This window comes from Kitasatospora sp. MBT63, from assembly GCF_000710465.2.
Classification (GTDB): Bacteria; Actinomycetota; Actinomycetes; order Streptomycetales; family Streptomycetaceae; genus Kitasatospora.
The window spans coordinates 1-21394 of the sequence record NZ_JAIZ01000823.1 but is presented as its reverse complement, the minus strand read 5'-3'; the positions used below and the strand labels follow the sequence as shown (position 1 = coordinate 21394).

Here is a 21394-nt window from a genome sequence, read left to right as displayed (position 1 = left end):
ACGGCTTCACCACCCTGAACACCGTCTCCACCATCGGCTCCTTCCTGCTGGGCCTGTCCACCCTGCCGTTCCTCTACAACGTCCTGCTCACCCAGCGGCACGCCGCCAAGGTCACCGTGGACGACCCGTGGGGCTACGGCCGCTCGCTGGAGTGGGCGACCTCCTGCCCGCCGCCCCGGCACAACTTCGTCACCCTGCCGCGGATCCGCTCCGAATCGCCCGCCTTCGACCTGCACCACCCCGATGTCGCGGAGTACGACCGGCTGACCAACACCGGCGAGCCGGCCCCGGAGAAGAAGTAGCGAGAAAGTCGCCCGGCCCCGTCGATCCGGCGTCCGCCCGTTCGACGTACGGGGTGAAGGCACCCGAGCGGGCCCGACGCCCGCCGAAGGACGGAGAAGACGATGCGATTCATGATGCTGGTCAAGGCCAACGCCGACTCCGAGGCCGGCGTACTGCCGAGCTCCGAGGCCATCGCCGAGATGGGCCGCTTCAACGACGAGCTGATCAGGGCGGGGGTGCTGCTCGCCGCCGAGGGCCTGCACTCCAGCGCCAAGGGCGTCCGGCTGACCTACACCGACGGGGGCAAGCCCACCGTCACCGACGGGCCGTTCGCCGAGACCAAGGAACTGCTGGCCGGCTTCTGGCTGATCGACGTCAGCTCGCTGGAGGAGGCCGTCGAGTGGGCCTCCCGGGCGCCCTTCCCGGGCGGTGAGACGCTGGAGATCCGCCGGGTCTTCGAGGCCGAGGACTTCCCGGCGGACGCAGTCTCCCAGGAGGCCCTGGACAAGGAGCAGGCCTGGCGGGACGCCAACCAGCGGCCGATCCAGGCCTGACCCGCGGTTCCACGGGCGTCCGGGGCCGGAAGCTGCTCTGATGGAGGGCTGTGACGGCCTCGGACACCCCTGCACCGGACGCCCCCGTACCGGACGCCCCTGCGCCTGGCAGCCCTGCACCCGGCAGCCCTGCGCCTGGCAGCACTGCAACCGGCACCCCCGCCTCTGACACCGCGGACGGCCCGGTGCCCGGCGCGCCCGCACCTGACGCCCCGCCACCCGGGGCCCGGCGGGCCGCAGACCGGGCGGTCGACCGGGCGGTCGACGCGGTCTGGCGGATCGAGTCGGCCCGGATCACCGCCGTCCTGGCCCGGCTGGTCGGCGACTTCTCCGCCGCCGAGGAGCTGGCCCAGGACGCCCTGGTCGCCGCCCTCGAACAGTGGCCGCGGACCGGCGTGCCGGCCAACCCGGGCGCCTGGCTCATGGCCACCGCCCGACACCGCGCGATCGACCTGATCCGCCGCGAGCAGCGGTACGCCCGCAAGCTCGCCCAGCTCGGCCGGGAACTCGGCGACGAGCCCCACCCCGGCCCCGAGGAGCTGGCCGGACCCCTCGGCGAGGACGTCCAGGACGACCTGCTGCGGCTGGTCTTCACCGCCTGCCACCCGGTGCTCTCCGCCGAGGCCCGCGCCGCGCTCACCCTCCGGGTGCTCGGCGGCCTGCGGACGGACGAGATCGCCCGCGCCTTCCTCACCTCCGAGGCCACCGTCGCCCAGCGCATCGTCCGGGCCAAACGGACCCTGGCCGGGGCGGGCGTGCCGTACGAGGTGCCGGAGGGCCACGAGCTGACCGCCCGGCTCGGCCCGGTGCTGGAGGTGATCTACCTGATCTTCAACGAGGGGTACGCGGCCACCGCCGGGGACGACTGGATGCGGCCCGCCCTGTGCGAGGAGGCGATGCGGCTCGGCCGGGTCCTGGCCGGGCTGATGGCCGAGGAGGCCGAGGTGCACGGCCTGGTCGCGCTGATGGAACTGCAGGCCTCCCGGTCGGCCGCCAGGACCGGGCCCGGCGGTGAACCCGTCCTGCTGCTCGACCAGGACCGCGGGCGCTGGGACCAGTTGCTGGTCCACCGCGGCCTGGCCGCGCTGGACCGGGCCTGGGGGCTGGCGAGCCCGCCCGGCCCGTACACCCTGCAGGCGGCCATCGCCGCCTGTCACGCCCGCGCCAAGGCCGCCGGGGACACCGACTGGGTGCGGATCGCCGCGCTGTACACCACGCTCGCCGAGCGGGCCCCCTCGCCGGTGGTGGAACTCAACCGGGCGGTGGCGCTGGGGATGGCCTTCGGCCCCGCGGCCGGCCTGGACCTGGCCGACCGGCTGCTGGACGAGCCCTCGCTGACCTCCTACCACCTGCTGCCCACGGTCCGCGGCGACCTGCTGGCCCGGCTCGGCCGGGCCGCCGAGGCCGCCGCGGAGTTCGAACGGGCGGCCGGCCTCACCCGCAACGCCCGCGAGCGCGCCGTCCTGCTCGGCCGGGCCGCCGCCAGCGCCCGGGACGCGAAAGCCCGCGGAGGCGGAAGCCCGGGAAGGCGGCAGCCCGGGAAGGCGTGACGACGACGCCGTGCCATGAGGCCGCGCCCGTGGGAGGCTTGGACCATGAAGGTGCTGGAGACCGTTCTCAACGTCCTGTGGCTGGTTTTCTGCGGCATCTGGATGGCCATCGCGTACGCAGTCGCAGGGATCATCTGCTTCATCCTGATCATCACGATTCCATTCGGAATTGCCAGCTTCCGCATCGCCGGGTACGTCCTGTGGCCGTTCGGGCGCTCGACCGTGGTGCGGGCCGACGCGGGCGCGGCGTCGTGCGTCGGGAACGTGATCTGGCTGGTGTTCGCGGGCTGGTGGCTGGCGCTGGCGCACGTCGCGACCAGCATCCCGCTGTTCCTGTCGATCATCGGGATCCCGTTCGGCTGGGCGAACCTGAAGATGATCCCGATCTCGTTGATGCCGCTCGGCCGCGAGATCGTCCCCTCGGACCAGCGGTTCGCCGGCTGGTGACCGAGGCGGTGTAGGCGGCCCGGGGCACCCCGGCCGGGATCGGTACCGTGGGCGGCGTCCGAACGGGCGCCCTCCGTCGAGGTCCGCCCCGACCCGAGGAGACCCACCACCTTGCCCAGCTGGCGCACCACCCTGACCGCCGCCGACATCAACGGCGCCGGGCTGCGCGCGGACTACACGGCCGCCGCCCGGCGGGTCCTGCGCCGCGAGCAGGCCCCGTACCTCGCGCTGCGGCTGCTGGCCGCGCCGCCGCTGGTCCCGTACCTGGCGGCCGGCCTGGCGTTCATGAACCTGGTGGACGACACCGCCGAGACCGGCACACCCGAGCAGCGGGCCGAGGGCCTGCGGGCGTTGACCGCCCGGGTCGAGGAGGCACTGGACTCCGGGCGCAGCGGCGACCCGGTGCTGCGGGCGTACGCCCACGCGGTGACGGTCCGTGGGCTGCCGGCGCACTGGGTGTCGGACTTCCTCGCGGGTGCGGCCACCGCCGAGGCCGACTTCACCGGCTTCGGCACCGAACAGGACTTCGAGGCCTACCTGGACGCCTACGCCTGGCCGGGCGTGGTGGTCTTCACCGGCCTCCAGTACCGGGGCGGACCCGACCCGGAGGCCGCCGCCGGGTGGCGGCGGTTCGTCGCCGCCGCACAGCGGGTGGACTTCCTCGCCGACCTGGCCGGGGACCTCGCCGCCGGCCGGCTGTGCATCCCGCGCGAGCGCCTCGCCGAGCACGGCGTGACCCGTGCCGAGCTGGAACGGGGCCAGGACGGCCCGGCGGTCCGCGCGCTCCTCGCCGACCAGTGCGGACGCGCCCGGGCGGCCCTGACGGCGGCCGCCGACGTGGTCCAGCTGGCCGATCCGGGTCTGCGGGCGGTCGGCCGGATGATGACGGAGCTGATGGCGCACCAGCTGACGGCCGTCGAACGGGCCGGGGCCGGCGCGCTGCGCAAGGACGTCGGCTACGGGCTGCTGGCCCCGCTGCGGATCCTGGCCCGGGCACGCCGCACCAGGACGGCCTGACGGCCCGTGGGGCGCCCGCGGACGCGCCCCACGGCCGGTCCGACGGCCGGTCCGACGGCCGGTCCGACGGCCGGTCCGACGGCCGGGTCAGAGCACCGGTCCGAGTGCCGGTCCGAGTGCCGGTTCCACGGCTTCTACGGCCGGTCCGCCGGCTGCTCCGCCGGCTGCTCCGACAGGTACCGGCCGGCGGGCAGGACCCGGATCTCCCGGGCGAGCAGTTCGGCGAAGGCAGTGGTGAGCCGGTCGGGCCTGGTCCGGGTGTAGGCGGTCAGGGTCCGCCGTACCGGGGGCTCGGGGCGGAGCACCAGGCCGTCGAAGTCCGGCGGGAGGACGTTGGCCGGGACCAGGGCGGCCCCGAGCCCGGCGGCAGCGAGAAGCGGGGCGGCGGCGGTCTGCTCGGTCCGGACCGCGACCCGGGGCCGGAACCCGGCGGCCGCACAGGCCTGGTCCAGCACCTCGGCGAGCCCGTTGCCGGGTGCGTAGTGCACCCAGTCCCGCTCGGACAGCTCGCCGAGCGGCACGGTCGGCGCGGCGGTCCCCTCGCCCGGTGGCAGCACCACCACGAACTCCTCGACCCCGAGGTCCCGCACCGGCCCGTCCCAGTCCGTCGGCGCCGGGCCGACCGCCAGATCACCCTGCCCGGCCGCCATCGCGGCCTGCAGCCGGTCGGCGTGCGGGTACTCGCGCAGGCGGATCCGCACCCCCGGGTGGTGCTGCCGCCAACTGCGCAGCACCGCGGGGAGCGGGCCGAGGCTGACCGAGTACACGGTGGCGAGTTCGAGTTCGCCCTGGTCGAGCCCGGCGACCCGGCGGGCGGCCGACCGCAGCCGTTCGGCGTCGAGCAGGGCGGCGCGGGCGTGCGGCAGGACCGCGCGCCCGGTCGGGGTGAGTCCCACCGAGCGCGGCAGGCGCTCCAGCAGGGCGCCGCCGACGCTGCGTTCGAGGGCCCGGATCTGGTGCGAGAGGGCGGGCTGGGTGACGTGCAGCAGCTCGGCGGCCTTGGTGAAGGAGCCGGTGTCGACCACGGTGACCAGGTATTCGAGCTGCCGGAGAGTAACCATGCAAAGATTTTATGGTTGGCGGAGGGAATGTGCCTTGGACGTATGGGCCCTGGTCGGCGGAGGGTCGAGGTGACCGTTCCGCCGGGTACCGCCCGCCGTCCGAGGAGTCCCTCCGCCATGTCCGAGCCCCGCACCACCCCCGTCGCCCCGACCGCCGCCTCCCCTGCTCCGGCGGCCGCCGCGCTCCCGCTCGCCGGCCGCCGGGTCGTCGTGATCGGCGCCGGCGCGCACACCGGCCGCCGGCTGGCGATCACCGCCTCGGCGGCCGGCGCCGACCTGGTCCTCGCCGGCCCCGACCCGCGGAAGCTGGAGTGGACCGCCGGTGAGCTGGCCGGCCGGGCCGAGGTGGTCCCGGTGGACCTCGCCGACGAGGCGTCGATCGTCGCCCTGGCCACCGCGGTCGGCGGCTTCGACCACCTGGTCTCCACGGCTGCGATGCCCGCCAACGGCCCGCTGGCCGCTCTGGCGGCGGACGACGTCCGGCGCGCGTTCGACGCCAAGGTGATCGGCCCACTGTTGCTCGCCAAGCACCTGGCGGGGCGGACGGCGGCCGGCGGCTCGTTCACCTTCTTCTCCGGCGTCGCCGCCTGGCGCCCGGCCCCCGCCCGTACCGTGATGGCCACCACCAACGGCGCGCTCGCCTTCCTGGTGCAGGCGCTCGCCGTGGAGATCGCGCCGGTCCGGGTCAACGCGGTCTCGCCGGGCATCGTCGACACCGGCAGCTGGGACGGGCTGGGCGCCGAGAAGGAGGCCTTCCTGCGCGGCGTCGCCGAGCGCAACCCGGCCCGCCGGGTCGGCTCGGTGGACGACCTGGTGCAGGCGGTGCTGTTCGCGGTGGGCAACCCGTACGTCACCGGCACGGTGCTGCACGTGGACGGCGGCGGGCGGCTGGTCTGACGGCCGGCCGGTCGGGCGGTCGGGCCGGTGGCGGTGGGCCGGAACCGCGGGGCGGTGGGCCGGAACCGCGGTGCGGGGCGGGCGTCGGCTCTGCGAGCATGCGGTCCGTTGGCCCACCGTCCCTGCGACCCCTCCCCGGAGCCGATCCGTGACCGCTGACCTGCCACCCCGATCCCGCGCCGTCGCCGAAGCGCTGGCCGCCGCCGGGATCGCCCCCGCGATCCGGGAACTGCCCGACTCGGCCCGGACCGCCGCCGAGGCGGCCGCCGTGCTGGGCTGCCCGGTCGCGTCCATCGCCAACAGCCTGGTCTTCGTCCACGACGGCGCGCCGCTGCTGGTGATGACCAGCGGCGGCCACCAGGTGGACACCGGCTTCCTGGCCGGGCAGTTGGGCGGCGGCCCGGTCGTGCGGGCCACCGCCCGTCAGGTCCGGGAAGCCACCGGCCAGGCGATCGGCGGGGTCGCGCCGACCGGGCACCCGGCGCCGCTGCGGACCGTGGTGGACACCGCGCTGGCCGGGTTCCCGAAGCTCTGGGCCGCGGCGGGCACGCCACACACCGTGGTGCCGATGACGTACGAGGAACTGGTCAGGCTCACCTCGGGCACTCCGCTGGCGGTCGAGCCCGGAACGGCGGACGAGGGCTTCGGCGGGGCCTCTGGAGAGGCCTCGGGAGAGGCCTTGGGCGGGCCCCGGGCCCGGCCGGCGGCTGACCCGCCGGCACTGTGCCGCCCCGCGGTCTCCGACGCCGTCGGGGCCGGGCGTCAGGCGTCGGCGGACCCGGGCGGCGGCTCGTCGGAGACCGCCGTGCGCAGGGCCCGGAACTCGTCCGCGATGGCGTTCAGCGAGTAGTGCGCGTTCAGCCCGCTGGGGTTGGGCAGCACCCAGACGCGGGTCTCGCCGATGGTGTGCTCCTGCGGGCCGACCGCCGCCTTCGGCCGTCCGAAGGCAGTGCGGTACGCGCCCACCCCGAGCACCGCCAGTGCCCGCGGCCGCAACCGCTCCACCCGCTCGACCAGCGCCGCGCCGCCCTCCCGGTACTCCTCGGGCGTCAGCTCGGCCGCCTTGGCGGTCGTCCGGGCGACCACGTTGGTGATGCCGAGGCCGAGCGCGATCAACTCCTGCTGCTCGTCCGGCCCGAAGCGCCGGGGTGTGAAGCCGGACAGGTGCAGTGCGGGCCAGAACCGGTTGCCCGGCCGGGCGAAGTGCCGACCGGTCGCGCCGGACCACAGGCCCGGGTTGATGCCGCAGAACAGCACCCGCAGCCCGGGCGCGGCCACGTCCGGGATGGTGGCGTCCTGGGCGGCGGCCAACTCCTCGGGGGTGGGGCGGTGCGCGGTCCTCGTCATCCGCCCCACTCTGCCGCATCGCCCCGCGCCGTGTCCCGCGAGGCCCGGGAGCGCCCCGAAGCGCCCGGATCCGGCTCGGACCCGCCCGGGCCCCTGGGCACCCCACTCGGGCACCCACTCGGGCGCGCCATTCGGCGCGCCACTGCGCCCGCCACCGGCGTGCGTTTCGGCGGGGCGCCGCCCGCGCACTCTGATGGCTAACCAGTTCGATTAATCTGCTGACCCGGGCGCGCCCGATGCGGAGAATGATGAGATGTCATACGAACTCAACGCGCTGGCGGCCACCGCCGAACTGCTCAACGTGGTGGCGGCGGAGGTCCCGGTCGCGCGGGTCGTGCGACTGGAGCAAGGACTGGCGCTGATCCCGATGACGGACCGACTGCACGCAGCCCTGCACCAGCCCGCCGCAGCCGGGCAGCCGGGCTTCAGCTACTTCCCCGGCGGCCTGGTCCGCCGCCTGGAGGCCTGGTCCCAGTCGGCCCCGATCGCCTACCTGGAGGCCGCCTACTTCGGCGGCGAAGGCAGCCAGAGCGCGGCGGTCTGGGTGGACGGCCGGCTGACCCTGGGCCCGCTGCACCTCGCCGAGGACGGCCCCGACCCCGACGACGGCACCCCGATCTCCCAGGCACTGCGCCGACTCGGCGCCCGCCGCGACCCGGGGCGGGACGAGTTCGAGACGGTCGGCCTCGGCCGCCGCCGGGACATCGAGGACTGGATCGCCGCCGCCGGCGGCTGACCGGACCCGCCGTCGGACCGGGTGTCGGGCCCGCTGTCGGGCCTGCTGTCGGGCCTGCTGTCGGACCCGGTGTCGGCCGGCGTAGGCGCGGCGCGCTGCGCCTACGAAGCGTCACGCACCGTTCGGCCGACAAACGGTGGCCGGTCCCGGAGAGGTGTCCCAACGTGTGCTTCAGGCGAATGCCTGAACCCCACGGAAAGGAAACAGCTCTCCCATGCGTGCCTCCTGGACGGCCGCCGTACTGACTGCGGCGGTGGGCCTCACCGCAGTCGCCCCGGCGACCGTCGACCTCGCGTACGGGGCCGACGCCCCCACCGCGACCGCCCCTCGTACCGCCGCCGTCGCCCCGGCGACCGCCCCGCTCCCCGCCGCTGTCCCCGCCCCGCTCCCCGCGGCGCTCCCGGCATCCGACCCGGCAGCCACCACCCGGGACGCGCTCGGCGCGATCGGCGACCTCCTGAACCTGGTCAACAGCATCCTCTCGCTGGCCACCTCGGCCACCGACCTGCTCGACCCGGCCGCACTGCAGAAGAAGGTCGACGAGCTGACCAGCGCCATCACCGGCCTGCTCGGCTCGCTGCCTGCGGTGCCGACCCTGCCGACGACCCCGGCGCCGCCGGTCGACCTGCCGGTCCCGGTGCCCTCCCCGGCGGCCGTGACCGGGCAGACCGTCCAGGTCCTGCCGGCCCCGGCGGCCGGCAAGCCGGCCGACCTGATGAAGAAGGTCCAGGCCGACGTCACCGCCCTGACCGATGCGGCCACCCGACCGGCCAACCGCCCGGCCGTCCGGCCGGCACCCGGCACCGCGGCGGACGCCAAGGCCGGAACGGACCGGGAAGCGGTGCGCGGGGCGGCTGCCGCCCTCACCGCCGACGCGCTCGCGGCGGCCGTTGCCGCAGGTGCGACCGCGCTCCGCACCACCGGCTGACGGCCGGCTGACGGCCGACTGACGGCCGACTGACGGCCGACTGACGGCCGGCTGACCGCCGGCCCCGGCCCCGGCCGGACACGCCACAGGGGCACACCGCCGAGTCGTCTCTCGGTGGTGTGCCCCTGCGGTGTGCGTGGGGTAGTGGTCCCCCGCGGCCCTCCTGGGCCGGAGTGCAGGCGTTCGCGCAGGTCGCGCGCGGTCTGCTAGCGGTAGTTCACGAACTGGATCGCGAACTCCAGGTCCTTGCCCTTGAGGAGGGCCTGGACCGTCTGCAGGTCGTCCCGCGACTTGGAGCTGACGCGCAGTTCGTCGCCCTGGACCTGGGCCTTGACGCCCTTGGGGCCCTCGTCGCGGATGATCTTCGCGACCTTCTTGGCGTCGTCCTGCGTGATGCCTTCCTTGATGTCCACGGAGATCTTGTACTCCTTGCCGGACAGCTGCGGCTCACCCGCGTCCATCGCCTTCAGCGACAGACCGCGCTTGATGAACTTGTCCTTCAGGACGTCCAGGATCGCCTTGACGCGCTCCTCGCCGTTGGCCTTCATCTCGATCTTCTCGCCCGACCGCTTGATCTCGGCGCCGACGTTCTTGAAGTCGAAGCGGGTGGAGATCTCGCGGGAGGTCTGGTTGATCGCGTTGTCGACCTCCTGCCACTCGACCTTCGAGACGATGTCGAAACTGGAGTCGGCCATGGGTGTTGGTCTCCTTGCGGTACTGGCTTCACGGTCAGGGGCCACCCGTCCCGGACGGCCGCCACCCCAGCCTATCCAGCCCCGCCCCCGCGCCGCGGCCGACAGCCGCGACCCGCCCTTGATCGTCACGTGACCAATCGAGTGGCGGACCACCCCCGTCCATCAGGTATCGTTTACGACGTCGAACGGGGCAGCCCCCCGCGAGACACCATCCCTGGCTGGTTGCCCGAGCGGCCAAAGGGAGCAGACTGTAAATCTGTCGCGCAAGCTACGCAGGTTCGAACCCTGCACCAGCCACCGGATAACGGAACGGCCCTGAACTGCGGAAACGCAGTTCAGGGCCGTTCCTGTTTGGCTGTGCCGCTCCATCTGTGCCGCGGAGGCGCTTCGCGTGGGCCCGCCTCATGGTCGGGGCCGACGGCAGCTGAGGTACCGCGGAAGCCCGGGTTCACCCGGGTGTGTTGCCTGCTGCCCTTCGTGCCGCGGCGAGGTTTCCGCGGCTGATCGCCGTGCCGGGATGTGTGCTGCCGAGGACCTGTTCGCACTGGGCGAGCACGGTTTCGTACAGAGCGATGGCCCGGTCGAGGTCGCCGGCTGAACCGTAGGTGTAGGCGAGGTTGTGGCGGTGGCACAGGGTGCTGGGGTGGGTGTCGCCGAGGACCTGTGCGCACTGGGCGACCACGGTCTCGAACAGCGGGACGGCGCGTTCCAGGTCCCCGGCCGCCTGGTAGGCGCTGGCGAGGTTGCCTCGGCTGCCGAGGGTGTCGGGGTGGGTGTCGCCGAGGACCTGTGCGCACTGGGCGATGACGGTCTCGTACAGGGGGATGGCGCGTTCCAGGTCCCCGGCCGCCTGGTAGCCGAGTGCGAGGTTGTTGCGGCTGATCAGAGTGTCGCGGTGGGCGTTGCCCAGGTGCTGCTCGTACTGGGCGAGGGCGGCCTCGTAGAGGGGGACGGCGCGATCGAAGGCCCCGGCTTCGCGGTAGGCGCCGGCGAGGTTGTCGCGGGAGGCGAGGGTGTCGGGGTGGGTGTCGCCGAGGACCTGTGCGCACTGGGCGATGACGGTCTCGTACAGGGGGATGGCGCGTTCCAGGTCCCCGGCCGCCTGGTAGCCGAGAGCGAGCCGGCGGCGGCCGGCGAGGGTGTCGGGGTGGGTGTCGCCGAGGGTCCGCTCGTCCTGGGCGAGGCCGGCTTCCCGGAGGGGGACCGAGCGGGCGTCATGGCCTTGACCGCATAGGTGTTCGGCCGCGGTGTGGTAAAGGCCTGCCGCGCGGTCGTCCCGCTGTCCGGGCGGTCTGGTCGCGGCGAGTGCGATCAGCTGGGGCATCAGGGCGTCCCAGGGCGTGACCGCGTCCGTGGTCGGGGGGTCGAGCGGGCCCAGGGCCCGGACGAGGGCTTCTTCGGCGGCCTGGCGTCCCGTGGGTGGGCCGTCGGGGCCGGCCTGCGCAGTCGAACGCAGGACCGCCTGGAGGAGGCGGTGGACGCTGACGGTGCGCCGGGTGACCGTGGCCATGCTGTAGGCGCCGAGGAGGCCGAGGGCTTCGTGGAGGTCGTCGTTGTCGGTGCCGGAGGTCTCGAGAAGGCTGATGGGGATGTGGTCGGGGGCGAGCCAGGCGAGGGCGTACAGCACCTGGACGGCGTCGGGGTTGCGGTCGGTGAGGGCCTGGAGGGTCTGGGTCCAGATGCGGGCGATGGTGCGCTCGGCGTCGATGCCGTCGGCGGCCTTGTCGAGCTTGCCGGACAGGCGCTTGCGGTAGGTGTCGATGGTGACGGCGGGGTTCTGGGCCAGGTAGGCGCCGGCCTGTTCCAACGCGAGCGGCAGATGGCCCAGTTCGGCCGCCAGTGTCCGGGCGTCCTGGCGTTCCCGGGCCGTGGGCGTGCCGTCGGTGAAGGCGTAGCTGCAGAGGAGTTCGGCGGCTTCGTCGGGGCCGAGGGCGCCGAGGGGCAGGGTGCGGATGGTGCGGGACCAGCCGGTGGCGCGGCGGCTGGTGATCAGGTGGTGGCCGCCGTCGAGGGCGCCGAGGTAGGGGGACAGGTCGGTGGGGTCCTCGACGTTGTCGAAGATCAGCAGCCAGCCGGGGTGCCACTGCAGCCAGGTCGTGGCCCAGGCGGTGCGTTCGTCCTGGGCTGCTCTCCCGGCCCAGGCGGGGAACAGCCTGAGGGCGAGGCCGGCGAGGGACTGTTCGATGCGGGTCGGGGAGTCGGCGTTGATCCACCAGATGAGGCTGTAGGTGCGGCGGTGGTGGTGGGCGTAGGCGAGGGCGAGGGTGGTCTTTCCGATACCGCCCAGGCCGTGGACGGCGGGGATCTGGGTGATCGCGGTGCCGTTGTCCTGGGAGAGCGTGTCGCGGAGCCAGGCGAGGGCGTCGGTGCGTCCGAGGCACAGGGGGAAGGGCGGCAGGTTGGTGAGGCCGGGTGGCGCCGGTACGTCGCGGGCGGCGGTGAGGACTTCCGCGGGCAGGCCGATCACGTCGCCGGTGTTGGCGACTCCGATGGTGCCTGCGGCGATCGCCCTGCGCCCGGAGGCTTCGTGGTGGGGGCCGGTCACTGGCCGGTGTGGTGGCCGTCGCCGGTGATGGCGGTGGTGATGGTGTGGGCGGCGATGGAGCGCTCGCCGGAGGCGGTGACGGTCACGCTTCCGGCGGCCGGTGCGGGCAGCAGGTCGGCGAGTTCCTTGCAGAGGTCGGCGTCCTCGCGCAGGGCCCGCTTGAGCTGCTGGCGCAGTGCGGCGGCGGCGTCCGCGTCGTCGGTGTCCTGGGCGGCGTCGAGGACGGCGGCTTCCAGTTCGGCCTGTTCGGTCGCGGAGCGGCGGCGCCAGACGGCCTGGAGGATGCGGCGGCCCAGGTTGGCGGTGGCGTCCGCGGCGGCGTCCTCTGCGCGGGTGAGGACGCCGCCCCCGTAGGCGCCCGCCGCTGCGGTCAGGTAGGGGCCGGCCTGCTGGACCAGCTCCGCGATCTCCGTACCCATCGTGCTCAACCCCCCGAGCAGGAACCTACTGACGCCTCAGCAGCTTAGGAGTCGGGCGATCGTCGGGTGCTGGTTACGGGAAACCCGGCTGGTTACGGGAGACCCGCGGGGCCGGGTCTCCGCAGTGCGGAAGCCGCCCACGTCGGACGGGTTCGCACCCGGTACCGGCCACCGGCCACCGGACGGCGGCGGGTCAGCCCGGTGAGTTCTGGCGGGGCAGGGCGAGGGCGATGGTGTCGGCGAACTCGCGGACCGCGCTGGTGCGGCTGACCACGCGGCCGCTGTGGACGACCAGCCGGCTGTGGCCGCCGGCCAGCGCGCCGGTGAGGCTGTCGCCGCGGATCGCGAGCAGTTCGGCGGGGAACCCCGCGTCGACCCGGACGGCGGGCAGGCCGAGGGTGAGCCGGGCCTGGCCGCTGATCGCGTCGTAGGCGGCCTCGGGGCTGAGGGTGCCGGTGGCCGCCAGCAGGTAGGCGGCCTCCAGCGGATCGGCGCGGCCGACCGGGTTGGCCAGGTCGCGGACGCTGCCGCTGCCGACCGCCAGCGGCACCCGGGCATCGGTCAACTCCCGTGCAAGGGAAGGCCGCAGGCCGGTCGGCGGACCTTCCAGGCCGGTGCAGCCGCCGTTCTGCGGCAGGCAGACCACCCGCACCCCCGCGGTGGCCAGGACGCTCACCCCGCCGGGTGGCAGTGCGCTGCACGGGCCGACCGTGACTCTGGGTCGCAAGGGGGCCAACACTCCTGCGATCCGGGCGAGTTGGGCGGTGTCGCGGCCGGCCGTGTGCAGGTCCACCGGGCAGTCGGCCTCGCGTGCGGCCGCCAGCAGGATCTGCGCGTAGCCGACCGGGTCCGGGTCGAGGTCGGGGCAGCCGCCGGCCGCGGTGGCGCCCAGTTTGAGCGCCTCGCGCAGCTGGGCCCGCCCGTCGGCGCCGGCCCGGCCGGTGAGCAGCCGCGGCATCGCCACGGCCTGCAGCTCGGCGAGCCCCCGCAGCGCCTGCCGGGCCATGAGGACCGCCTCCAGTCGGACCAGGCCGTGCGCGTCGCCGATCCGGACGTGGGTGCGCTGGGCGGTGGCCCCGTAGCCGAGCGAGGTGAGCGCGGCCTCGGTGACCCGCCGGACCAGGTCGGCGGGGTCCTCGGTGGGCGGTCCCGGCAGGGCGGCGGCGAACGCGGTGTCGTAGTGGCCGTGCGGCTCGGCGGGGGCGGGGAGCAGCAGGTAGCCGGCCAGGTCGATCCGGGCGCCGGTGGTGACGGTGGGGCGGCCGGGCAGGGCGGGCAGCGGTCCGAGGCTGCCCGCGGCGCCTACGGCCTGGATCCGGTCGCCGCCGATCCGGACGTCGACCAGCCGCCCGTCGGTCAGCCGGGCGTTGGTGAGCAGCAGGATCGGGCCGTGGCCGAGGGGGTTGGCGGCCGGGCCCTGGTGCGGTCCTTCGGCAGGTGCGCTGTCCGCGCTCATTCGGCCGGCTCCTCACTCTCCGGGCGCGGGGCCCCGGGCGCCCGGCCCCGGTGCTCTCCGGCGCTCTGGGCGCACCGGGGACCGCATGATCACTGCCGGTCGAGCCTAGGGTGCCCGGGGGCGGGAGGCGCGGAGGCGGGCGTAGGTCGTGTCGGTCCACCCGCCGGTGGCGTGAGCGGTGGCGCGGGCCACTCGAACGTGCATCTGCCGAGGGAGCGTCAGTGCGACCGCGCCGACCTGCGGTCTTCCGCTCCGGATACGGATTTCACCTCTGGCCGGGAACCGTGTAATCTCTTCCTCGTTCGCCCCTATAGCTCAGTCGGTAGAGCGTCTCCATGGTAAGGAGAAGGTCTGCGGTTCGATTCCGCATGGGGGCTCTGGTGAAAGGGTCTTCCGCCTCGGCGGGGGTTCTGATCATCAAAGCGGTGTAGCTCAGTTGGTAGAGCAAGCGGCTCATAATCGCTGTGTCACCGGTTCAAGTCCGGTCACCGCTACTCCGCGTAGTCGATCGGGGGGTACTCTCCCGATCGGCTACTCTTGTCGTGTTCTTATTCGTTGTCCCAGGAAGGCACTCCCGTGGCTGCCACTGACGTCCGCCCGAAGATCACGCTGGCCTGCGTGGAGTGCAAGGAGCGGAACTACATCACCAAGAAGAACCGGCGTAACGACCCGGACCGTCTTGAGATGAAGAAGCACTGCCCGCGTTGCAACTCGCACACCGCGCACCGCGAGACCCGCTGACTTTGCACTGACTCCAGGCCGCACCCCGCAAGGGGGGCGGCCTGGAGTCGTTTCTGTGTAACGACACATTCAGAGGAGTAGCTCATGCCGCTCGATCCCTCCTTCATCGGGCGCACGTACCCGCCCACCGAGCCCTACGAGGTCGGCCGGGAGAAGATCCGTGAGTTCGCCGAGGCGATCGGGGACGCGAACCCCGCGTACTCCGACCCGGAGGCTGCCAAGGCGTTCGGTCACCCGGATGTGATCGCGCCGCCGACCTTCCCGTTCGTCATCACGTACGGTGCGGCCGGCCAGGTGGTGAACGACCCGGAGCTGGGCCTGGACTACAGCCGGGTGGTGCACGGGGACCAGAAGTTCACCTACACCCGCCCGGTGCGGGCCGGTGACCGGCTGACGGTGACGGTGTCGATCGAGGCCATCAAGTCGCTGGCCGGCAACGACGTGCTGACCGTCCGTGGCGAGGTCCACGACGAGTCCGGCGAGCACGTGGTGACGTCCGTCATGTCGCTGGTGGCCCGGGCGGCCGACGAGGAGGGGAAGTAGCGCGATGGGGATCAACTTCGACGAGGTGGAGGTCGGCACCGAGCTGCCGGCCCAGTCGTTCCGGGTGACCCGTGCCACGCTGGTGCGCTACGCGGGGGCGTCGGGGGACTTCAACCCGATCCACTGGAACGAGAAGTTCGCGCTGGAGGTCGGGCTGCCCGACGTCATCGCGCACGGCATGTTCACCATGGCCGAGGCGGCCAGGGTGGTCACCGACTGGATCGGCGACCCGGCGGCGGTGGTCGACTACGGCGTGCGCTTCACCCGGCCGGTGCCGGTGCCCAACGACGAGGACGGTTCGGTGATCGAGGTGTCCGGCAAGGTCGCCGCGCTGCTCGACGACCGCCGGGTGCGGGTGGATCTGCTGGCCACGTACGGCGGCCAGAAGGTGCTCGGCATGTCGCGCGCGGTGGTTCAGCTGGGCTGAGCCGCCGGCCGGTTCGATCCGTCCGGACGGGCCGAGTCGTTCAGCTCCTCGGAGCTGTCCGGCTCGGCCCGTCCGCGTCGGCGGGCCCGGGCGGGCGGCGGATCGGTGTGCCTGGCGGGGCGGAGGTGAGGGACGGGGCCCGGTCGTCCGGGGTGGGCCGGTGGGCCGGGCTGGTCCTTCGGGGGCGATCGGTCGGGCGGGTCCGGTGGCCGGATCCGCTCGGCCGCCCGGGTGGCGTCCGGTGGGCCGCGGACATGGCAGTCCTCGTTCCGTGGTCATGGGCCGGCGGTGCAGGGAGGGTGTTGCCGGGCAGGTCAACGGATAGCTGAGGTGACCATATCCACGGTCCGAGCGAGGCGGCAAGCGAGGGCCCGACCTTTAACTCCGAGTTCACATCGGCCTGTTCACGCGCGTAGAACGGCACGGCGTGCGCCCCGGTGCACAGTGCTCCCAGAAGTGCGCCCGGTGTGCACCAGACATTCGGAGGCCGTTCCTCATTCGGTGGGGGACGCGTCGAAGGGCCGGCATCGCCGCAGGTCGAGCGCGTTTTCGACGGATGCCGGGCGGGGCGGGCCGGCCGTCGGCGGCCGGCGCGCACCGGCGCCCAAGGGTCGTTGATTCACGATCCGTTGGTTGCACGCTCAACGGGAACTCGCGTACGGTCCTGCCCCGTAGCGAGTGCATCCGTCGTCCGTGCGGCCTGTCTTCGCTCACATCCACCCCGCCGACCGGGCAGGTCGAGGCGGTCTGTCGTCCCGTTGGTGCTGCCGCGGGGCGATGGGCGTAAGCGGTGCTGCAACCACCGCGTCAAGAGCAGATGTTGACTGACTGTTGCCCTATGAACCTCTGAGCCCATGGCCGAGCCACGCCCTGGCGCGTTCCGCGCCCGGGTCTCGCACGGCTGTCTCGCGTTCCCCGGGACCCTAGCAGCGCGCGGCTGATGCTGACAGGTGTTCTCAGAGGCATTTCCCGCCCGGCCCGCCCGGGCCGACTCTTTCGAGGAGGAGCAACTGTGGCTCCCATCAAGGCAGTTGAAGCGCAGAACTGGTTGATCGAGAAGATCGCGCACCGGCTCGGGGTGGAGCCGTCCGAGGTGTCGCCGGAACAGTATTTCGACGAACTCGAGCTCGACTCGACCGAGGCCCTGATCCTGGCCGGCGAGATGGAGAACTGGCTCGGCTTCGAGCTCGGCACCACGGCGCTCTGGTACCACCCGAGCATCAAGGAGCTGGCCGCCCACATCGCCGAGGAGTCGGCCACCCGCACCGAGGCCGGCCATGCCGCCTCGGCGTAGCCGGGTCCCGCTCCCGGTCGTCAGACTGAGACCGTCGGCGGCCGGCTCGGGCACGGTGTACCTGGTCCATCCGGGGGCGCTCGCCGCCGGGGTGCACGCCACCCTGGCCGAGGCGCTGCCGGACGGCGTCGGCCTCACCGTGCTCGACCTGTCCGCCCTGCCCGAGTACTGGGAGGCCGCGCTCACCGGCGGCCGCGCCGAGACCACCGTCGAGGCACTGGCCGGCCGGCTGCTGGACGAGTTCACCGGGGCGTACGACGGCGGGCCGTACGCACTGGCGGGCTGGTCCTTCGGGGGCGTGGTCGCGCAGGCCGTGGTGCGGCAGCAGCCGCCGGCGCAGCGGCCCGCCCGGCTGGTGCTGCTGGACAGCATCGCCCCGACCGAGGAGTACCAGCAGCCCGACGAGGCGCTGCTGCCGCCGCTGCTGATCGGGTGGTTCGCGATGTACCTGGGGGCCAAGCGCGGCCGCCCGGTGCTCCTGGACCCGGACCGGCTGGCGGCCTGCGGCGTCGACGACGGCCTGCTGCTGGTGCTCGACGCGGCGGTGGCGAGCGGCGCGCTGGCCGCCGACACCCCGCTGCCCGGGCTGCGCAAGCTGTACGACACCTACGTCGACGGCCTGCTGCGCAACAACCGGCTGACCGCGCCCTACCGGCCCCGGCCCACCGAGGTGCCGCTGGTGCTGGTGGCGGCCGAGCGGAGCCTGATCCCCGACGACCCGACCCTCGGCTGGACCCCGCTGGCGCCGTACGGCCTGGAGGTCCACCGCAGCCCCGGCGACCACTACACGATGCTCACCCGGCCGGACGCCGCCGAGCTGATCGCGCGCCTGGTCCGTCCCACCCCGGTCCCCGCGCGGACCGGCGCCAAGAAGGTCTGACGCAGGCCCGTCCTCCGCACGGCCCCGGCCGCCGTCACCGCACGGCGCCCGGGGGCCGGCCCTCCGAGACCAAGAGAGCCCTGCCGTGAAAACCTCGCAGCCCAACCCCAGCAGCCTCACCAGCTCCGACGACGACCTCACCCGGCGGCTCGCCGACGAGCCCGTGGCGATCGTCGGCCTCTCCGCGCTCTACCCCAACTCCCGTGACCTGAGAGAGTTCTGGGGCAACGTGGTGGCCGCCGCCGACTGCATCCAGGACGTGCCGAGCACGCACTGGGACGTCGACGAGCACTACGACCCGGACCCGTCCGCGCCGGACAAGACCTACTCCCGGCGGGGCGGGTTCATTCCGTCGGTCGCCTTCAACCCGATGGAGTTCGGCCTGCCGCCCACCACCCTGGAGGTCACCGACGTCCTCCAGCTGCTCAGCCTGGTGGTCGCCCGCGACGTGCTCAAGGACGCCGGCGCCGAGCAGCCGTGGTACCGGCCCGAGCGCACCGGCGTGATCCTCGGCATCACCGGCGCCAACCAGCTCACCCAACCGCTCTCCGCGCGCCTGCAGACCCCGGTGCTCAAGGAGGTGGTGCGCAGCTGCGGTCTGACCGAGCGGGACGCCGAGGAGATCGCCGAGAAGTTCAAACTCGCCTTCGCGCCCTGGGAGGAGAACTCCTTCCCAGGCATGCTCGGCAACGTGGTGGCCGGCCGGATCGCCAACCGGCTCGACCTCGGCGGCACCAACATGACCATCGACGCGGCCTGCGCCAGCTCGCTGGCGGCGACCAAGGCGGCGGTCAGCGAACTGCTGGAGGGCCGGGCCGACACCATGCTGGCCGGCGGCTGCGACGCCGAGAACACCATCTTCATGTACCTGTGCTTCAGCAAGACCCCGGCCTTCTCCAAGGTCGGCCGGATCCGCCCGTTCGACAAGGACGCGGACGGCACGCTGATCGGTGAGGGCATCGGCATGCTGGCGCTGCGCCGGCTGGCCGACGCCGAGCGGGACGGCAACGAGATCTACGCCGTCATCCGGGGGATCGGCTCCTCCAGCGACGGCCGGTTCAAGTCCATCTACGCCCCCCGCAAGGAGGGCCAGATGGTCGCGCTGCGGCGCGCGTACGAGGACGCCCGCTGCACCCCCGACACGGTCGAGCTGTTCGAGGCGCACGGCACCGGCACCGCGGTCGGCGACGCCACCGAGCTGTCCGCGCTGGCGGCGGTGGTCTCCGAGACCACCGAGCAGCGCCGGTACGCGGCCGTCGGCAGCGTGAAGTCGCAGATCGGGCACACCAAGGCGGCGGCCGGCGCGGCCGGCATGATCAAGCTGGCGCTGGCCCTGCACCACAAGGTGCTGCCGCCCACCATCAACGTGGACGAGCCCAACCCGGCGATCGACTTCGCCACCGGGCCGTTCTACGTCAACACCCAGAGCCGCCCCTGGATCAAGGACCCGGAGCGTGCCGAGCGCCGGGCCGCGATCTCCTCGTTCGGCTTCGGCGGCACCAACTTCCACTTCGTCCTCCAGGAGCACGGCGAGGGCGAGGACCTGAAGGTGATGTTCCCGGTCGCCCGGGTCCACCTCTGGCACGCCCCCGACACCGCGGCCCTGACCGCGCGGCTGGCCGAGGGCGCCGCACCCGCCGAGGGCCCGGTCCCGGCCGGCCACGCCCGGCTCGCGCTGGTCGCGGGCAGCCCCGAGGACCTCGCCGACCTGCGCGAACTGGCCCTCCAGGAGCTGCGGGCCAAGCCCGACGCCGAGCACTGGACCCACCCGAAGGGGGTCTGGTACCGCCGCCGGGAGGCCGAACTCGGCCGCACCGGTGCGCTGTTCGCCGGCCAGGGCAGCCAGTACGTCAACCCCGGGCACCGCGCGGTGCTCGCCCTGCCGCCGCTGCGGGCCGCCTTCGACCAGGCCAACCGGCAGTTCGACGGCGCCGAGCCGCTCTCCCGGATCGCCTTCCCCGCCCCCGCCTTCGACGACGCGGCCCGGGCCGCGCAGGAGGAGTCGCTGCGCCGCACCGAGTACGCGCAGCCCGCGATCGGCGCGCTCTCGGTCGGCCAGTACCGCTACCTGGCCGAGCTCGGATTCACCGCCGACGGCCACCTCGGCCACAGCTTCGGCGAGTTGACCGCGCTGTGGGCCTCGGGGGCGCTCGCCGACGACGGCTACTTCGCGCTGGCCAGGGCCCGCGGCGCCGCGATGGCCCCGCCCGCCGACCCGGCCTTCGACGCCGGGGCGATGGCGGCCGTCGGCTGCACCGAGGCGCAGCTCGCCGACCTGCTCGCGGCCCACCCCGAGCTGGTGGTCTGCAACCGCAACGCCGCCGACCAGGTGGTGCTCGGCGGTGCGAGCGCGGCGGTCGACCGGCTGGTCGGCGAAGCCGGACAGCGCGGACTGCGGATCAGCCGGCTGCCGGTCTCGGCGGCCTTCCACACCCCGTTCGTGGCACACGCCGTGGACGCGTTCCGGGAGGCGGCGGCCCGGGTCGAGGTCGGCGAGCCGCGGCGCCCGGTGTTCGCCAACACCCCCGGCGGCGCGTACGGCGCCGACCCGGCCGCCAACGCGGTGCTGCTGGCCGAGCAGCTGATCAACCCGGTGCACTTCGCCGACCGGGTCGAGGAGATGTACGCCGCGGGCTTCCGCACCTTCGTGGAGTTCGGCCCGAAGGGCGTTCTCACCCAGCTGGTGGGGCGGATCCTCGGTGACCGGCCGCACCAGTGCGTCCGCCTCGACGGCGGCCCCGGCGCCGACGCGGACCTGGCGCTGAAGCGGGCCGTCGCCCAGCTGGCCGTCCTCGGCCTGCCGCTGTCGGTGTCCGACCGGTACGTCGCCGAGGTGCCCGAGGCGGCGCCGAGCAAGGGGATGACGGTGCTGCTCAACGGCATCAACTACGTCTCCGACGCCCGCAAGGCCGCCTACCGGGACGCGTTGGAGAACGGCTACCGGATCGCCGAGCCCCGGCTGCCCGGAGCGGCGGCGGAGCCGGCGGCCCTCGCGCCGGTGGCGGCGGCCGAACCGGCGGCGGCCGAACCGGTGGCGGCCGAACCGGTGGCGGTTGCCCCGACCGTGGCTGCCCCGGTGGTGACCGCTCCGGCCGTGACCGGGCCGGTTGCCGTGGCGCCGGCCGTGCCCGAACGTCCTGCCCTGCCCGTCGTGATGGAGAGCGAGCCCGTGGACCACGAAGCCAACCCCGCGCCGGCCTCGGACCGGCTGCCCGAGCTGATCGCCGATCACCTCGCCCTGCACGACGACTACCTCAACGGACAGCTGCAGAGCGCCGAGCGGCTCGCCGGACTGCTGGAGCACGCGGCCGACCAGGGCCGGGTGGACGACGTCCTGGCCGGTGTGACCGCGGTCAAGGAACACGGCCTGGCCATCGGCCGGACCCACCTGCGGGCCAACGAGATCCTGCGAGACCTGGCCGCGCTGGAGCTCGGCTCCGGCAGCGCGGCACCCACGGCGTCGGCACCCGCTCCGGCGCAGGCGGCCCCCGCCCAGGCGGCCCCCGCCCAGGTGGCCCCCGCGCAGGTGGCCCCCGCGCTGGCCCCCGCCCCGGTCACCGCAGCGCCGGCGCCGG

At 73.9% G+C, this 21394-nt stretch carries 20 protein-coding genes, 3 tRNA genes and 1 pseudogene; 18 read left to right on the top strand and 6 right to left on the bottom strand.

Going from position 1 to position 21394, the window contains the following annotated elements:
* The 5 genes and pseudogenes from AA75_RS45020 to AA75_RS43430 all read left to right on the top strand — a co-directional run.
* Positions 1-302 (top strand): annotated as a pseudogene (locus AA75_RS45020) (cytochrome ubiquinol oxidase subunit I); the annotation flags it as partial.
* 102 nt (positions 303-404) lie between these two features.
* A complete protein-coding gene (locus AA75_RS43445; protein ID WP_033826075.1) occupies positions 405-836 on the top strand; it encodes a YciI family protein in 432 nt (143 codons plus the stop codon).
* Positions 837-1021: 185 nt separating this feature from the next.
* Positions 1022-2386, top strand: a complete 1365-nt coding sequence (locus AA75_RS43440) for an RNA polymerase sigma factor (RefSeq protein ID WP_082527279.1) — start codon at positions 1022-1024, stop codon at positions 2384-2386.
* Positions 2387-2431: 45 nt separating this feature from the next.
* On the top strand, positions 2432-2833 hold the full coding sequence (locus AA75_RS43435) for a YccF domain-containing protein (protein ID WP_033826074.1): 402 nt from the start codon (positions 2432-2434) through the stop codon (positions 2831-2833).
* 111 nt (positions 2834-2944) lie between these two features.
* A complete protein-coding gene (locus tag AA75_RS43430) occupies positions 2945-3850 on the top strand; it encodes a squalene/phytoene synthase family protein (RefSeq protein WP_051814419.1) in 906 nt (301 codons plus the stop codon).
* 134 nt (positions 3851-3984) lie between these two features.
* On the opposite strand, the gene AA75_RS43425 is transcribed toward AA75_RS43430, so the two are convergent.
* Positions 3985-4911 (bottom strand): LysR family transcriptional regulator, encoded by a 927-nt coding sequence (locus AA75_RS43425; protein WP_033826073.1) that lies wholly within the window; start codon positions 4909-4911, stop codon positions 3985-3987.
* 117 nt (positions 4912-5028) lie between these two features.
* Between AA75_RS43425 and AA75_RS43420 the strand changes: the two genes are divergently transcribed.
* Together AA75_RS43420 and AA75_RS43415 are read left to right on the top strand one after the other, a co-directional pair.
* A complete protein-coding gene (locus AA75_RS43420) occupies positions 5029-5808 on the top strand; it encodes an SDR family oxidoreductase (RefSeq protein WP_082527278.1) in 780 nt (259 codons plus the stop codon).
* 148 nt (positions 5809-5956) lie between these two features.
* Complete coding sequence (locus tag AA75_RS43415) at positions 5957-6658, top strand: YbaK/EbsC family protein (protein WP_063794561.1); 702 nt, start codon at positions 5957-5959, stop codon at positions 6656-6658.
* Here the strand turns inward: AA75_RS43415 and mug are convergent.
* The gene (gene mug / locus AA75_RS43410; protein ID WP_033826072.1) at positions 6571-7155 is read right to left on the bottom strand and encodes a G/U mismatch-specific DNA glycosylase; all 585 of its coding nucleotides are present in this window, start codon (positions 7153-7155) and stop codon (positions 6571-6573) included. The genes AA75_RS43415 and mug overlap by 88 nt on opposite strands.
* Before the next feature lie 253 nt (positions 7156-7408).
* On the opposite strand from mug, the gene AA75_RS43405 reads away from it, so the two are divergent.
* The gene (locus AA75_RS43405; RefSeq protein ID WP_033826071.1) at positions 7409-7891 is read left to right on the top strand and encodes a hypothetical protein; all 483 of its coding nucleotides are present in this window, start codon (positions 7409-7411) and stop codon (positions 7889-7891) included.
* 214 nt (positions 7892-8105) lie between these two features.
* Entirely contained in the window at positions 8106-8819 is a 714-nt protein-coding gene (locus AA75_RS43400) for a hypothetical protein (protein WP_033826070.1), read from the top strand.
* Positions 8820-9025: 206 nt separating this feature from the next.
* Here AA75_RS43400 and AA75_RS43395 read toward each other — a convergent pair whose 3' ends face one another.
* Positions 9026-9514 carry a YajQ family cyclic di-GMP-binding protein gene (locus AA75_RS43395; protein ID WP_033826069.1) on the bottom strand — a complete coding sequence of 163 codons (489 nt, stop codon included), beginning with the start codon at positions 9512-9514 and terminating at the stop codon, positions 9026-9028.
* Between the two features lie 216 nt (positions 9515-9730).
* Here AA75_RS43395 and AA75_RS43390 point away from each other — a divergent pair.
* A tRNA-Tyr gene (locus tag AA75_RS43390) sits at positions 9731-9811 on the top strand.
* 151 nt (positions 9812-9962) lie between these two features.
* On the opposite strand, the gene AA75_RS43385 is transcribed toward AA75_RS43390, so the two are convergent.
* The 3 genes from AA75_RS43385 to AA75_RS43375 form a co-directional block, all read right to left on the bottom strand.
* A complete protein-coding gene (locus AA75_RS43385) occupies positions 9963-12059 on the bottom strand; it encodes a tetratricopeptide repeat protein (RefSeq protein WP_051814417.1) in 2097 nt (698 codons plus the stop codon).
* On the bottom strand, positions 12056-12478 hold the full coding sequence (locus tag AA75_RS43380) for a hypothetical protein (RefSeq protein ID WP_033826068.1): 423 nt from the start codon (positions 12476-12478) through the stop codon (positions 12056-12058). The genes AA75_RS43385 and AA75_RS43380 overlap by 4 nt, the downstream gene beginning before the upstream one ends.
* Positions 12479-12671: 193 nt before the next feature.
* Entirely contained in the window at positions 12672-13934 is a 1263-nt protein-coding gene (locus AA75_RS43375; RefSeq protein WP_033826067.1) for a hydrolase, read from the bottom strand.
* A 304-nt stretch (positions 13935-14238) separates the two neighbouring features.
* On the opposite strand from AA75_RS43375, the gene AA75_RS43370 reads away from it, so the two are divergent.
* The 8 genes from AA75_RS43370 to AA75_RS43335 form a co-directional block, all read left to right on the top strand.
* Positions 14239-14311 (top strand) — tRNA-Thr (locus AA75_RS43370).
* A 44-nt stretch (positions 14312-14355) separates the two neighbouring features.
* Positions 14356-14428, top strand: a tRNA-Met gene (locus AA75_RS43365).
* An 82-nt stretch (positions 14429-14510) separates the two neighbouring features.
* Positions 14511-14675 (top strand): 50S ribosomal protein L33, encoded by a 165-nt coding sequence (gene rpmG / locus AA75_RS43360; protein ID WP_006604855.1) that lies wholly within the window; start codon positions 14511-14513, stop codon positions 14673-14675.
* 84 nt (positions 14676-14759) lie between these two features.
* On the top strand, positions 14760-15218 hold the full coding sequence (locus AA75_RS43355; RefSeq protein ID WP_033826066.1) for a MaoC family dehydratase N-terminal domain-containing protein: 459 nt from the start codon (positions 14760-14762) through the stop codon (positions 15216-15218).
* A gap of 4 nt (positions 15219-15222) precedes the next feature.
* Positions 15223-15645 (top strand): MaoC family dehydratase, encoded by a 423-nt coding sequence (locus AA75_RS43350; RefSeq protein ID WP_033826065.1) that lies wholly within the window; start codon positions 15223-15225, stop codon positions 15643-15645.
* Positions 15646-16657: 1012 nt separating this feature from the next.
* Positions 16658-16939 (top strand): acyl carrier protein, encoded by a 282-nt coding sequence (locus tag AA75_RS43345; protein ID WP_033826064.1) that lies wholly within the window; start codon positions 16658-16660, stop codon positions 16937-16939.
* Positions 16940-16994: 55 nt separating this feature from the next.
* The gene (locus tag AA75_RS43340; protein WP_233289459.1) at positions 16995-17819 is read left to right on the top strand and encodes an alpha/beta fold hydrolase; all 825 of its coding nucleotides are present in this window, start codon (positions 16995-16997) and stop codon (positions 17817-17819) included.
* 85 nt (positions 17820-17904) lie between these two features.
* Positions 17905-21394, top strand: a 3490-nt coding sequence (locus AA75_RS43335; RefSeq protein ID WP_033826063.1) for a type I polyketide synthase, incomplete at its 3' end; no start/stop codon positions are given.

Coding starts and splice junctions, on each gene's coding strand:
- AA75_RS43355 (WP_033826066.1), top strand. CDS start 14,760: ATGCCGCTCGATCCCTCCTTCATCGGGCGCACGTACCCGCCCACCGAG.
- mug (WP_033826072.1), bottom strand. CDS start 7,155: ATGACGAGGACCGCGCACCGCCCCACCCCCGAGGAGTTGGCCGCCGCC.
- AA75_RS43380 (WP_033826068.1), bottom strand. CDS start 12,478: ATGGGTACGGAGATCGCGGAGCTGGTCCAGCAGGCCGGCCCCTACCTG.
- AA75_RS43350 (WP_033826065.1), top strand. CDS start 15,223: ATGGGGATCAACTTCGACGAGGTGGAGGTCGGCACCGAGCTGCCGGCC.
- AA75_RS43435 (WP_033826074.1), top strand. CDS start 2,432: ATGAAGGTGCTGGAGACCGTTCTCAACGTCCTGTGGCTGGTTTTCTGC.
- AA75_RS43425 (WP_033826073.1), bottom strand. CDS start 4,911: ATGGTTACTCTCCGGCAGCTCGAATACCTGGTCACCGTGGTCGACACC.
- AA75_RS43405 (WP_033826071.1), top strand. CDS start 7,409: ATGTCATACGAACTCAACGCGCTGGCGGCCACCGCCGAACTGCTCAAC.
- AA75_RS43395 (WP_033826069.1), bottom strand. CDS start 9,514: ATGGCCGACTCCAGTTTCGACATCGTCTCGAAGGTCGAGTGGCAGGAG.
- AA75_RS43445 (WP_033826075.1), top strand. CDS start 405: ATGCGATTCATGATGCTGGTCAAGGCCAACGCCGACTCCGAGGCCGGC.
- AA75_RS43420 (WP_082527278.1), top strand. CDS start 5,029: ATGTCCGAGCCCCGCACCACCCCCGTCGCCCCGACCGCCGCCTCCCCT.
- AA75_RS43400 (WP_033826070.1), top strand. CDS start 8,106: ATGCGTGCCTCCTGGACGGCCGCCGTACTGACTGCGGCGGTGGGCCTC.
- AA75_RS43375 (WP_033826067.1), bottom strand. CDS start 13,934: ATGAGCGCGGACAGCGCACCTGCCGAAGGACCGCACCAGGGCCCGGCC.